This is a genomic window from Flavobacterium sp. KH_035 (assembly GCF_057839565.1).
Genome location: NZ_CM174492.1, coordinates 2,585,764 through 2,601,790 on the forward strand (window position 1 = coordinate 2,585,764; position 16,027 = coordinate 2,601,790).

General features: G+C 36.8%; 1 protein-coding gene. It reads left to right on the top strand.

Annotated features, from left to right (window positions below; translation table 11 throughout):
• The first annotated feature begins 8 nt into the window (after nt 1-8).
• Complete coding sequence (locus AC3IS6_RS10695) at nt 9-16,022, top strand: non-ribosomal peptide synthase/polyketide synthase (protein WP_489164862.1); 16,014 nt, start codon at nt 9-11, stop codon at nt 16,020-16,022.
• The last annotated feature ends 5 nt before the right edge of the window (nt 16,023-16,027 follow it).

Consider the following 16,027-nt stretch of genomic DNA (forward strand, 5'->3'; position numbering starts at 1 on the left):
AGTAATATATGGAGTTTTTAAGTTTTTTTCAGAGAATAAACAGAGAAGGTATAAAGCTGGTATTAAATAATGGATCGTTAAGCATTAAGTCAAATGGGGAAATTGATTCAGAATTACTTTTGGAAATAAGAAATAATAAAGAACAGATTATTGAATATTTAAAAAAATATCAGAGTGAAAATGTAGCACCAGATTTACTCGAAAAATATCAGAGTAAAAATATCAAAAAAAAATTGCTCGAAAAAATTACTCCCTATATAGATAATCGTCCAACTCGTGTTCCTTTGTCTTTCAGCCAGGAACGTTTATGGTTTTTGGATCAATTACAGGGTAGTAAAGAGTACCATATTCCAATAGTGCTTCGTTTGGAAGGTGAATTAGATGGATCTATATTGGAACAGACTCTTGAAAGTATCGTATCTCGTCATGAAATATTGCGTACGATTCTACTATCAGAGGATGGCGTCGGATATCAGGAGGTAATAAGCCCAAAGGATTGGATCCTTGATCAGGTTGAAATAATAGATGCATCATTATTTGAAAATATTCTTCAGGATTATTTGATAATCCCTTTTGATTTATCAAAAGATTATAAGTTACGAGCTTGTTTGTATGATTTAGGAGATCAAAAATATATATTGGCCTGTGTACTGCATCACATTGCCAGTGATGGCTGGTCAGGTGGTATCTTGGTAAATGAGTTTATGGAGCTTTACAGCGCGCTTCAATCCAGAAGAAATGCTGTTTTGCCAGAACTCATTTTGCAATATTCGGATTATGCGATCTGGCAGCGAAAATACCTGGAAGGAGTTGTTTTGGAATCGCAGCTATCGTATTGGGAAGAGAAACTTAAGGGAGTTGATACCTTATTGTTACCAACAGATTATCCTCGCAATTCTGTTCAGAGTACAGCAGGGTCAGTTATTTCTTTTGTGTTGGATAAAGAACTTAGCAAATCGCTGAATATCTTATGTCAGAGAGAAGGCGTTACACTTTTTATGGTGATGCTGTCAGCTTTTAAGGTTTTGTTATCTCGTTATAGCGGTCAGGATGATATTTGCGTCGGAACGCCTATTGCGAATCGTACCCAATCAGAGTTAGAGGGCATGATAGGCTTTTTTGTCAATACACTGGCACTTCGCAGTGATTTGAGTGGTAATCCAGACTTCAGGGAACTTTTAAAAAGAGTAAAAGAAACTACACTTGGTAGTTATGATCATCAGCTGGTCCCATTTGAGAAGGTAGTAGATCGTGTCGTCACTACCCGTGACATGAGCATAACGCCATTGTTTCAGGTATTCTTTGCATTACAGAGTAATTCAGGTATATCGGGTGCAAGGGAAGGTCTCGACGGTATAACAATTTCAGAATATGAATTTGATATGGTCACATCACAATTTGACCTAATGCTTAATATTTCTGAAGAAAGCGGTGGTATCTCATTGAATATGATGTACTGTACAACTCTTTTTAAGAAATCAAGTATTGAAAGAATTATTCAGCATTATAAGGAACTACTTCTAAGTATTGTAAATGATATTAACCAGCCCATAGGCAGTCTGTCTATGCTTACGATAGGGGAGAAACATCAGTTACTGAATGTTTTCAATGACACTATAATAGATTATCCTTTGGATAAGACAGTGGTTGACTTATTTAGAGAGCAAGTAAGTCGTACTCCAAACGCTATAGCGGTCGTTTTTGAGGGAGAGCAATTAACATACAGTGAATTAGATCAAAAGTCGACTAATTTGGCATTTTATCTAAAACATAATTATCATTTGAAAACTAATGATATAGTAGGTTTGATGATTGATCGTGGAATCTGGTCGATTATTTCGATATTAGGGATTCTAAAATCAGGAGCATGTTATCTGCCTATAGATAAAGATTATCCAGATGCACGAAAATCATTCCTTATAAGGGATTCTAATATGAAATTATTAATCATAGGTTCAGATAGCTTATTCGAGGTAATGGATTATGATATAAGTATTTTTTCAATAGATATAGAATTTGACACACTATCAAAAGAATTCATAACACCAGATTTTGCAGATATTATTCTTAGCGTATCAGATTTAGCCTATGTTATTTATACATCAGGCAGTACAGGAAATCCAAAAGGTGTTATGGTGAGCCATAGTAACCTGGTTAACTATTTATATCATAGTATTGATTGCTATGGGGTAAATGGAGGTTCGTATAATTTTCCATTGTTCAGCTCGCTATCTTTTGATTTGACGCAAACTAGTATTTATTTAACATTGTTAACAGGTGGAGAATTGCATATTTATAGCGGTAATAATATTAGTGGAGTATTCAAGGATATAGTTTTAAATGATTCAATAAACTCAATCAAGTTGACGCCAGCACATCTATCCTTTTTTGAAGGGCTACAGATTGTAAATTTGAAAAGGTTTATTATAGGAGGTGAACAGTTAATACTATCAGATTTGAAACATCTTGGAGAATTGGATCTTTCAGTAAGACTGTTTAACGAATATGGGCCAACTGAGGCAACAATTGGCTGTAGCGTTCTGGAGGTTACTAATTACAGATCAATGGGAAGTATAAATATAGGTAAGCCGATAGCTAATACTCAAATTTATATTATGGATGAAACTCAAAATATTATTCCTATTGGAGTAGTAGGGGAGTTATGCATTGGAGGTGTTCAAGTAGCTCAAGGTTATCTGAATCAGGAAGAGTTAACCCGAGAGAAGTTTATATCAAGTCCTTTTGCAGAAGGCGATAGAATTTATAAGACTGGAGATTTAGCACGTTGGCTCCCTGATGGTAATCTGGAGTTTATTGGCAGAAAGGATAATCAGGTTAAAATCCGTGGTTATCGAATAGAGCTTGGTGAAATTGAGAATGTATTATCTTTTATACCAGAAATTAGTCAGTGTTGTGTACTGGCCAGGGAAGATGAAGGTGGAATCAAACGTTTGGTCGCTTATGTAGTTTCGCAGGGTAAGTTGGATAAGATTTATTTGCAACAGCAGTTGAAATTAAGTTTACCGGAGTATATGATTCCTATGATCTGGGTTGAGTTGGCAGAGCTGCCGTTAACGTCAAACGGAAAGGTGGATAGGAAAGCTTTACCGGATCCTGATAGTTCAGATTTGTCTACGAAAGAATATGTGGCTCCACGGACAGAGACAGAACAACAATTGGCTCAAATCTGGGAGAACTTGTTGGGAGTAGAGAAGGTTGGAGTTCATGATAACTTTTTTGAATTGGGAGGTCATAGTTTACTGGCTACCCGATTGGTATCGATGATCCGTAAAGAATTGTCTATTGAGATTGAAATAGCAGATGTTTTTGAATATACTACTATTTCAACTTTAGGAGTACATGTATCAATTCAATCAGAAGGAGTATTATTACCTGCTGTTGTCTTAGAAGACCGCTCTGGACGGATTCCTTTGTCTTTTAGTCAGGAACGATTGTGGTTTTTGGATCAGTTAGAAGGCAGTGTTGTTTATCATATTCCTATTGTACTTCGACTCGAAGGAGCGTTAGACGCATCGATATTAGAACAAACGCTTCAAAGTATTGTATCTCGTCATGAGGTTTTGCGTACCATTCTGTTATCAGAAGATGGTATAGGGTATCAGGAAGTCATAAGTGAAAAGGAGTGGATCCTTGATCAGGTTGTAATAAGTGATAGATCATTATTTGAAAATATCCTTCAGGATTATCTGATAGCTCCTTTTGATTTGTCAGCAGATTATAAGTTACGAGCTTGTTTGTATGATTTAGGAGATCAAAAATATATATTGGCCTGTGTGTTGCATCATATTGCCAGTGATGGCTGGTCAGAGGGTATCTTGGTAAATGAGTTTATGGAGCTTTACAGCGCGCTTCAATCGGGAAGAGCGGCTGTTTTGCCTGAGCTTTCTTTGCAATATTCAGATTATGCGATCTGGCAGCGAAAATATTTGGAAGGAGCTGTTTTGGACTCTCAGTTATCGTATTGGGAAGAGAAGTTAGAGGGAGTAGGTACTTTATCATTGCCAACAGATTATGCTCGTCCATCGATTCAAAGCACAGCAGGATCGAATGTTTCTTTAACCCTTGATAAGAATCTTAGTGATTCTTTAAATGCCTTGTGTCAGGCAGAAGGTGTTACATTATTTATGTTGATGTTGTCAGCCTTTAAGGTATTATTGTCACGTTATAGTGGTCAGGATGATATTTGTGTTGGAACGCCTATTGCGAATCGTACCCAATCAGAGTTAGAGGGCATGATAGGCTTTTTTGTCAATACACTGGCACTTCGCAGTGATCTGAGTGGTGATCCAAGTTTCAGGGAGCTTTTAAAAAGAGTAAAAGAAACTACACTTGGTAGTTATGATCATCAATTGGCTCCATTTGAGAAAGTAGTAGACCGTGTGGTTACTACCCGTGATATGAGCATGAGTCCATTGTTTCAGGTGATGTTTGTATTGCAGAACACATCTGAAGGATCTGAAGGTTTAGTTATACAGGATGTTGAGATTTCAAACTATGAGTTTGATATAGTCAACTCAAAGTTCGATCTGACATTGAATATTTCTGAAAATAATAGTGGTATTGGATTAGATATTGTGTATTGTGCAGACTTGTTTGATAAGTCCACGATTGATCGTATGCTTTTACATTACAAAGAGCTTTTGATTTCTATTTTGGGAGATATTACTCAGCCAGTAGGCACTTTGTCGATGTTGAGTGCAGAGGAGGAGGAGCAGTTATTAAATATTTTTAATGATACTGAATTAATTTATCCTGAGGATAAAACGATAGTTGATTTGTTTGAAGAACAGGTTAAAAGCACACCGGAAGCTATAGCATTGGTTTATGAAGATCAGGTTATGACGTATAAGGAACTCGATGATCGTTCGAATCAATTGGTTCATTATTTCGAATCTGTAGGTATGGTTGAAGATTCGCGAATAGGAATCTTGTTTAACAGAAGTTTCGATATGATCATTAGTATCTTGGGGGTTCTGAAATCAGGATGTACTTATGTTCCTTTAGATCCTTCATTACCTTCAAAAAGATTATCCTATATTTTAGAGGATTCGGGTGTGAATTTCCTTCTTTACAAGGAGGAATCCTTATTGTCAAATTTATCTGTTTCAGAATTTATTTTTTTCTTAGATATAGCAGAATCATTAGCTTTAGAAACATCTAAATTATCCTACACAATAAATCCGGTTTCCGTTGCTTATATTATGTACACTTCAGGAACTACAGGTAATCCAAAAGGAGTGATGATCACACATAATAATATTGTTAGTTTGTGTAAAAGCTGTGATTATATTTCATTAAATTCAGATACAGTCTGGTTGTCCACAGGATCTATTTCTTTTGATGCTACGACCTTAGAATTTTTTGGTACTTTATTAAATGGAGGGCAATTAATATTAGCAGATACTAGCTCATTATTAAACATCGTTAGTCTGAGAGACCTTATTATAAAACATAGCGTTACCACTATGTGGATGACGGCTTCCTGGTTTCATCAAATAGTTGAAGATGATATATGTGTTTTTGAAAATTTGACTGATTTATTAGTAGGAGGAGACGTGGTTTTGTTTGCTTATACCAATAAATTAAAAGAACATTATCCAGAGCTACATATTGTCAATGGTTATGGACCTACAGAAAACACTACTTTTTCTACGACTTACAGTATTGATGAAGTTACTTATAAGAACCTTCCTATTGGTAAACCTATTAAAAATAGTCAGGCCTATATCTTAGATTCAAAATTGGAGCTTTTACCCATTGGAGTAGTTGGAGAATTATGTGTTGGAGGATCAGGATTAGGTCGAGGTTATTTGAATCAGGAAGAATTAACCCGAGAGAAGTTTATAGAGAATCCATTTAAAGAGGGGGATATAATTTATAAGACGGGAGATTTGGCTCGTTGGCTTTCTGATGGTACTATAGAATTTATTGGCAGGAAAGATGATCAGGTTAAGATTCGTGGTTATCGAATAGAGCTTGGAGAAATCGAGAATGTATTGTCATCGATAGCAGGAATCATTCATTGTTGTGTATTGGCTAAGGAAGATACAGTTAACAGTAAACGTCTGATTGGTTATGTTGTTGTTGAAGGTAAGCTGGACAGGGCTGCTTTACAGGAACAGTTGAAATTAAGTTTACCAGAGTATATGGTTCCTATGATCTGGGTTGAGTTGGCAGAGCTGCCGTTAACGTCAAACGGAAAGCTGGATAAGAAAGCTTTGCCGGATCCTGATGGTTTAGAATTATATGTAAAAGAATATGTTGCTCCAGTCACAGATACAGAGCACCAATTGGTTCAAATTTGGGAGAATTTGTTGGGAATAGAGAAGGTTGGAGTTCATGATAACTTTTTTGAGTTGGGAGGTCATAGTCTACTGGCTACCCGATTGGTATCGATGATCCGAAAGGAATTGTCTATAGAGGTATCTATCAGGGAAATATTTCAATACAATACTATCTCAGCTTTAGCGACACATGTATCAGTTCAATCAGAGGGAGTGTTACTACCTGCTGTTGTCGTAGAAGACCGCTCAGGACGAATTCCTTTGTCTTTCAGTCAGGAGCGACTTTGGTTTTTGGATCAGTTAGAAGGCAGTGTTGCTTATCATATTCCTATTGTACTTCGACTTGAAGGAGCGTTAGATGCATCGATATTAGAACAAACGCTTCAAAGTATTGTATCTCGTCATGAGGTTTTGCGTACTATTCTGTTATCAGAAGATGGTATAGGGTATCAGGAAGTCATAAGTGAAAAGGAGTGGATCCTTGATCAGGTCGTAATAAGTGATAAATCATTATTTGAAAATATCCTTCAGGATTATCTGATGACTCCTTTTGATCTGTCAGCAGATTATAAGTTACGAGCTTGTTTGTATGATTTAGGAGATCAAAAATATATATTGGCTTGTGTGATGCATCATATTGCCAGTGATGGCTGGTCAGGTGGTATCTTGGTAAATGAGTTTATGGAGCTTTACAGCGCGCTTCAATCGGGAAGAGCGGCTGTTTTGCCTGAGCTTTCTTTGCAATATTCAGATTATGCGATCTGGCAGCGAAAATATTTGGAAGGAGCTGTTTTGGACTCTCAGTTATCGTATTGGGAAGAGAAGTTAGAGGGAGTAGGTACTTTATCATTGCCAACAGATTATGCTCGTCCATCGATTCAAAGCACAGCAGGATCGAATGTTTCTTTAACCCTTGATAAGAATCTTAGTGATTCTTTAAATGCCTTGTGTCAGGCAGAAGGTGTTACACTATTTATGTTGATGTTGTCAGCCTTTAAGGTATTATTGTCGCGTTATAGTGGTCAGGATGATATTTGTGTTGGAACGCCTATTGCGAATCGTACCCAATCAGAGTTAGAGGGCATGATAGGCTTTTTTGTCAATACACTGGCACTTCGCAGTGATCTGAGTGGTAATCCAGATTTCAGAGAACTTTTAAAAAGAGTAAAAGAAACTACCCTTGGTAGTTATGATCATCAATTGGCTCCATTTGAGAAAGTAGTAGACCGTGTGGTTACTACCCGTGATATGAGCATGAGTCCATTGTTTCAGGTGATGTTTGTATTGCATAATACATCTGAATCCTCAGTAGAAACGGAAAAAAAATTAAAAGATATTACGCTCTCTGGTTATGAATTTGAGGCCTTCAATTCGAAATTTGATTTGATATTGAATGTTTCGGAAGGTAATAACGGTATTACTTTAAATATAGGATATTGCACAGACTTGTTTGATAGGGCTACTATTGATCGCATGATGTTACATTACAAGGAATTATTGGCCAGTATTGTGAGTGATATTACCATACCAATAAGCATTCTTCCGATGTTAACAGTAAATGAAGAATACCAATTATTGGATGTTTTCAATGATACGACAGTTGCTTATCCAAAAAACAAGACACTGATTGATTTGTTCGAAGAACAGGTGAAGAAGACTCCTGATGCCATAGCTGTGGTTTACGGAGGAGAAGAATTAAGTTATAAGGAGTTAAATGAGAAGTCGAATCAACTGGGGCATTATTTAATAGAACAGGGCGTTAAGCCGGATACTTTGGTAGGTATTTGTCTGGAGCGTAGTCTGGAGATGCTTATAGGTATCTTGGGTATTTTAAAATCAGGGGGTGCTTATGTGCCTGTTGATCCTGATTATCCATCGGATCGTATTGCTTATATGTTTGATGATACAGAATTGAGACTGGTATTAACTAGTAGAGAGACCTATAAAATATTAAAAGAATTTACAGCTATTAATTTTGTGCTACTGGATAAACATTGGGATATAATTTCAGGATATTCAAGACAAGATTTAAGCAGAGCATTATCATCAGATCATTTGGCCTATGTTATCTATACTTCAGGGAGTACAGGAAGACCTAAAGGAGTAATGATTGAACATAAAAATATTGTAAATTTCATTGTTTCTCAGGTTAAGACATTTAATGTTGATTCGAGTGATGTTATTTTGCAGTTTTCAAACTTTGCATTTGATGCCTCTGTTGAACAAATTTTTATAGCGTTGTGTAGCGGTAGTAAATTGGTTTTAATAAGCAAAGAAAAAATACTTGATACAGACAATTTTCTTAATTTTCTTGATGACCAAAAAATAACACATTTCCATACTACTCCGAGTATGTTAAACACCTTAGTTCCAAGAGTAGATTTAAAATTCTTGAAAAGAGTAATTGTTGGAGGGGAAATTTGTAATAAAGATTTAATACTAAGCTGGAATAAGGATTATGAATTTTATAATAAATACGGGCCAACAGAAGCAACAATAACATCTACTATATCTTTTTATGATAAGTGTGTTTGTAATTTTGAAGTTAGTATAGGAACTCCTGTAAACAATACTCATATCTATATTTTAGATTCACAAATGAGCTTATTACCTATTGGTGTAGTTGGTGAGCTATGTATAAGTGGAGCAGGGGTTGCTCGTGGTTATTTAAATCAGGAAGAGTTAACCCGAGAGAAGTTTATAGAGAATCCATTTAAAGAGGGCGATAGAATTTATAAGACGGGAGATTTAGCACGTTGGCTCCCTGATGGTAATCTGGAGTTTATTGGCAGAAAGGATAATCAGGTTAAAATCCGTGGTTATCGAATAGAGCTTGGTGAAATCGAGAATGTATTGTCATCGATAGCAGGAATCAGCCAGTGCTGTGTATTGGCTAAAGAGGATTCAAATGATACCAAACGTTTGGTTGGTTATGTTGTTGTTGAAGGTAAGCTGGACAGGGCTGCTTTACAGGAACAGTTGAAATTAAGTTTACCGGAGTATATGGTTCCTATGATTTGGGTTGAGTTGGCAGAGCTGCCGTTGACGTCAAACGGAAAACTGGACAGAAAAGCTTTACCGGATCCAGATAGTTCAGATTTGTCTACAAAAGAATATGTGGCTCCACGGACAGAGACAGAACACCAATTGGTTCAAATCTGGGAGAATTTGTTGGGAATAGAGAAGGTTGGAGTTCATGATAACTTTTTTGAGTTAGGAGGTCATAGTCTACTGGCTACCCGATTGGTATCGATGATCCGAAAGGGATTATCCATAGAAATATCTATCAGGGAAGTCTTTGAATATACGACGATCGCAACGTTAAGTTCGCATGTATCATCTCAATCAGTTGGGATATTACTACCTGCAGTTATTGTAGAGAATCGTCCGCAGCAGATTCCTTTGTCTTTCAGTCAGGAGCGATTGTGGTTTTTGGATCAGTTGCAGGGAAGTAGTAGTGAATATCACATTCCTACTGTTCTTCATCTGGAAGGGGCCTTAGACGCATCGATATTAGAACAAACGCTTCAAAGTATTGTATCTCGTCATGAGGTTTTGCGTACTATTCTTTTGTCAGAAGATGGTATAGGGTATCAGGAGATAATAAGTCCAAAGGACTGGATATTGGATCAGGTTGATATAACAGATACTTCATCATTTGAAAGTCTGTTACAAAATTATCTGATGATGCCTTTTGATTTATCAAAAGATTATAAATTAAGAGCTTGTCTGTATGATTTAGGAAACCAAGAGTATATCTTAGCTTGTGTATTTCATCATATTGCCAGTGACGGCTGGTCAAGCAGTATTTTGGTAAATGAATTCATGGAGCTTTACAGCGCGCTTCAATCGGGAAGAGCGGCTGTTTTGCCTGAGCTTTCTTTGCAATATTCAGATTATGCGATCTGGCAGCGAAAATATTTGGAAGGAGCTGTTTTGGACTCTCAGTTATCGTATTGGGAAGAGAAGTTAGAGGGAGTAGGTACTTTATCATTGCCAACAGATTATGCTCGTCCATCGATTCAAAGCACAGCAGGATCGAATGTTTCTTTAACCCTTGATAAGAATTTTAGTGATTCTTTAAATGCCTTGTGTCAGGCAGAAGGAGTTACATTATTTATGTTGATGTTGTCAGCCTTTAAGGTATTATTGTCGCGTTATAGTGGTCAGGATGATATTTGTGTTGGAACGCCTATTGCGAATCGTACCCAATCAGAGTTAGAGGGCATGATAGGCTTTTTTGTCAATACACTGGCACTTCGCAGTGATCTGAGTGGTAATCCAGACTTCAGGGAACTTTTAAAAAGAGTAAAAGAAACTACCCTTGGTAGTTATGATCATCAGTTGGCTCCATTTGAGAAAGTAGTAGACCGTGTGGTTACTACCCGTGATATGAGCATGAGTCCATTGTTTCAGGTGATGTTTATATTACAAAATACACCTGAGATGTCTGCAGGAGGAAAATTTGAATTACAGGATATTACTATCTCAGGTTATGAGGTTAAAACTTCTAATTCTAAATATGATTTGACATTGCATGTATTTGAAAATAATAATGGTATTACTTTGAATATGGGGTATTATACAGCTTTGTATGATAAAGTTACAATTGATCATATGTTGTTGCATTACAAAGAATTATTAGTTAGTATTGTAAATAATGTCACCAGGCCAATAAGTCTTTTGCCAATGTTAAGAGTAAATGAAGAGCATCAATTATTACATTTATTCAATGATACAATATTTGCATATTCAAAAGATAAGACACTGGTTGACTTGTTCGAAGATCAGGTTAAAAGAACCCCAGATGCTACGGCTATAGTTTTTGAGGATCAGGTTATAACTTATAAGGAACTGGATGAGCGTTCGAATCAATTGGTTCATTATTTCGAATCTGTAGGTATGGTTGAAGATTCACGAATAGGAATCTTGTTTAACAGAAGTTTCGATATGATCATTAGTATCTTGGGGGTTCTGAAATCAGGATGTACTTATGTTCCTTTAGATCCTTCATTACCTTCAAAAAGATTATCCTATATTTTAGAGGATTCAAATATTAATTTTATCCTTTATAAGGAGGAATCTTTATTGTCAAGTTTATCTGTTTCAGAATTTATTTTCTTTTTAGATATAAAAGAATCTTTAAATTATGAATCTTCAAAAGTTGAGAAAGAAAGGGGTTATGATTCAGTTGCTTATATTATGTATACTTCGGGGACTACAGGAGTTCCTAAAGGAATTTCTATTAATGACGAAAATATAATTACCCTTATTAATGATCCCTTAAGTAAGATTTCTGTTAATAACTTAGATCGGGTACTTCAATGGTCTAACTATGCTTTTGACGGATCAACATATGAGATTTTTGGAAGTCTTTTAAATGGTGCTTGTCTTTATTTAATAGATAAATCTACAGCTTCAGATGCAGGAGTTTTATCTCAAGTCATCAGTAAAAATGAGTTAAGTGTTGTTTTTATTACTACAGCATTGTTTAATTCTTTAGCAGAGTATGATTTGTCCTTATTATCTAGTTTAAGATTGTTGTTATTTGGAGGAGAAAAAGTTTCAGTTTCTCCTGTTAAAAAGATTTTATCAGCATTGGGTCCAGACAAGATACTTCATGTTTATGGTCCTACCGAAACAACAGTATACGCTACCTGCTATGAGATTTGTGAGATATCTGATGATGCAGAAACGATTCCAATAGGTAAGCCTTTATCGAATACAAGTTTATATATCTTAGATTCAAAATTGGAGCTTTTACCCATTGGAGTAGTTGGAGAATTATGTGTTGGAGGATCAGGAGTAGGTCGAGGTTATTTGAATCAGGAAGAATTAACCAGAGAGAAATTTATAGAGAATCCATTTAAAGAGGGGGATATAATTTATAAGACGGGAGATTTGGCTCGTTGGCTTGCTGATGGTACTGTAGAATTTATTGGCAGAAAAGATGATCAGGTTAAGATTCGTGGTTATCGAATAGAGCTTGGTGAAATCGAGAATATATTGTCATCGATAGCAGGAATTATTCATTGTTGTGTATTGGCTAAGGAAGATACAGTTAACAGTAAACGTCTGATTGGTTATGTTGTTGTTGAAGACAAGCTGGACAGGGCTGCTTTACAGGAACAGTTGAAATTAAGTTTACCGGAGTATATGGTTCCTATGATCTGGGTTGAGTTGGCAGAGCTGCCGTTAACGTCAAACGGAAAGCTGGATAAGAAAGCTTTGCCGGATCCTGATAGTTTAGATTTGTCCACGAAAGAATATGTTGCTCCACGCACAGAGACAGAGCACCAATTGGTTCAAATTTGGGAGAATTTGTTGGGAGTAGAGAAGGTTGGAGTTCATGATAACTTTTTTGAGTTAGGAGGTCATAGTCTACTGGCTACCCGATTGGTATCGATGATCCGAAAGGAATTGTCTATAGAGGTTGAAATTGCAGATGTCTTTGAGTATACGACGATCGCAACGTTAAGTTCACATGTATCGCTTCAATCAAAAGGAGTATTATTGCCTACTGTTGTTTTGGAAGATCGTCCAAAGCGTATCCCATTATCTTTCAGTCAGGAACGATTGTGGTTTTTGGATCAGTTGCAGGGAAGTAGTAGTGAATATCACATTCCTATTGTACTTCGTCTGGAAGGAGCGTTAGACACATCGATATTAGAACAAACGCTTCAAAGTATTGTATCTCGTCATGAGGTTTTGCGTACCATTCTGTTATCAGAAGATGGTGTAGGATATCAGGAAGTCATAAGTGAAAAGGAGTGGATCCTTGATCAGGTCGTAATAAGTGATAGATCATTATTTGAAAATATCCTTCAGGATTATCTAAGAATTCCTTTTGATTTGTCAGCAGATTATAAGTTACGAGCTTGTTTGTATGATTTAGGAGATCAAAAATATATATTGGCCTGCGTGTTTCACCACATTGCCAGTGATGGCTGGTCAGGTGGTATCTTGGTAAATGAGTTCATGGAGCTTTACAGCGCGCTTCAATCGGGAAGAGCGGCTGTTTTGCCTGAGCTTTCTTTGCAATATTCAGATTATGCGATCTGGCAGCGAAAATACTTGGAAGGAGCTGTTTTGGACTCTCAGTTATCGTATTGGGAAGAGAAGTTAGAGGGAGTAGCTACTTTATCGTTGCCAACAGATTATGCTCGTCCATCGATTCAAAGCACAGCAGGATCAGTTACTTTCGTTGTATTAGAAAGAGAACTCAGCGAATCTTTAAATGCTTTGTGTCAGGCAGAAGGTGTTACATTATTTATGTTGATGTTGTCAGCCTTTAAGGTATTATTGTCACGTTATAGTGGTCAGGATGATATTTGTGTTGGAACGCCTATTGCGAATCGTACCCAATCAGAGTTAGAGGGCATGATAGGCTTTTTTGTCAATACACTGGCACTTCGCAGTGATCTGAGTGGTAATCCAGACTTCAGAGAACTTTTAAAAAGAGTAAAAGAAACTACACTTGGTAGTTATGATCATCAATTGGCTCCATTTGAGAAAGTAGTAGACCGTGTGGTTACTACCCGTGATATGAGCATGAGTCCATTGTTTCAGGTGATGTTTGATTTTCACAATGAGGTCGAAAGCTCCAAAGTAGAAAAGCCAAAGTTACAAGATCTTACGATTGCAGGTTATGAGCATTCACATATGACCTCCCAATTTGATTTGATGTTTAGTATATCCGAATCTGATTTGGATATTTCGATAGGAATCGGTTATTGTACGGCTTTGTTTGAGAGATCTAGCATTGATCGTATGCTTCTTCATTATAAAGAATTACTTCTTAGTATTGTAAGAGACATTAGTCAGCCTATAAGTGATCTTGGGATGTTGACAAAAGAGGAGGAGTACCAGTTATTGCATTTATTCAATGATACGAGAGTTGCTTATCCTTTGGACCAGACTGTTGTTGATTTGTTCGAAGAGCAAGTTAAGAAGACCCCTGCTGCTATCGCAGTAGTTTATAAGGGAACAGAGTTAACTTATAAGGAATTAGATGAAAAGTCGAATCAATTGGGGCATTATTTAAAAGATCAGGGCGTTGAACGTGATACTTTGGTAGGTATTTGTTTGGAGCGTAGTGTGGATATGCTTATAGGTATCTTGGGTATTTTAAAATCAGGCGGTGCTTATGTACCGATTAAACCGGATTATCCTGCATCTCGTATTTGCTATATTGCTCAGGATACAGGATGTTCTTTGATGCTTACGGACAGAGTGAATTCAGGTGCATTGGGAGATATCTTATCGGATATTATGATGATCGTATTGGATGGTACTTCAGCTGTGTATTCTAATTGTTCATCAGAATCATTAGGATTAACTTATTTACCTGATTCTTTAAGTTACGTTATTTATACTTCAGGAAGTACAGGATCTCCTAAAGGAGCAATGATTGAGCATTCGGGGTTACTGAACCATCTTCTGGTTATGATAGATGATTTGGATATGGACAGTACGAGCGTTGTAGGCTTTACGGCACCTTTTACTTTTGATATTTCCGTATGGCAATTGTTGAGCGGTTTATTATGCGGAGGACGTATTGCAATCTATAGCGAGTCGATGATACTGAATACTGATGATTTTCAGAATGCCTTATGTTCTTATGGAGTTACCCATCTTCAGTTAGTTCCTTCTTATATATTGAGTTTATTAGAGACAGGATCCAGGAAAGGCTTGGAGGATCTGCGTTATTTTCTGGTTACAGGTGAAACTGCTACGATTTCATTGTTAGAATCCTGGTTTTCGATGTTTCCTTCTGTTGCAGTAGTAAATGCTTATGGACCAGCTGAGGCATCAGATGATGTTAGTCTTCATGTTATGCATGAGGTACCTTTGGGAGGTGTTGTGCCTATAGGTAAACCAGTTTCGAATATGAAATTGTATGTTGTAGATTCATTTGATAATTTATGTTCACTGGGAGTTACTGGCGAGTTATGGGTTAGTGGGGTAGGTGTAGGTCGCGGTTATCTGAATCAGGAAGAGTTAACCCGAGAGAAGTTTATATCAAGTCCTTTTGCAGAAGGCGATAGAATTTATAAGACTGGAGATTTAGCACGTTGGCTCCCTGATGGTAATCTGGAGTTTATTGGCAGAAAGGATAATCAGGTTAAAATCCGTGGTTATCGAATAGAGCTTGGTGAAATTGAGAATGTATTATCTTTTATACCAGAAATTAGTCAGTGTTGTGTACTGGCCAGGGAAGATGAAGGTGGAATCAAACGTTTGGTCGCTTATGTAGTTTCGCAGGGTAAGTTGGATAAGATTTATTTGCAACAGCAGTTGAAATTAAGTTTACCGGAGTATATGATTCCTATGATCTGGGTTGAGTTGGCAGAGCTGCCGTTAACGTCAAACGGAAAGGTGGATAGGAAAGCTTTACCGGATCCTGATAGTTCAGATTTGTCTACGAAAGAATATGTGGCTCCACGGACAGAGACAGAACAACAATTGGCTCAAATCTGGGAGAACTTGTTGGGAGTAGAGAAGGTTGGAGTTCATGATAACTTTTTTGAGTTGGGAGGTCATAGTCTACTGGCTACCCGATTGGTATCGATGATCCGAAAGGGATTATCCATAGAAATATCTATCAGGGAAGTCTTTGAATATACTACAATAGAACAACAAGCATCACTTGTTGATTTTTTTGAATTGGATTTTGATGAAGATGAAGAAGAGTATAATGAAAGTATTAAACTATAATAAAA

Excerpts from the sequence above, each read along its gene's own strand:
- AC3IS6_RS10695 (WP_489164862.1), top strand. The coding sequence starts at position 9 with ATGGAGTTTTTAAGTTTTTTTCAGAGAATAAACAGAGAAGGTATAAAG.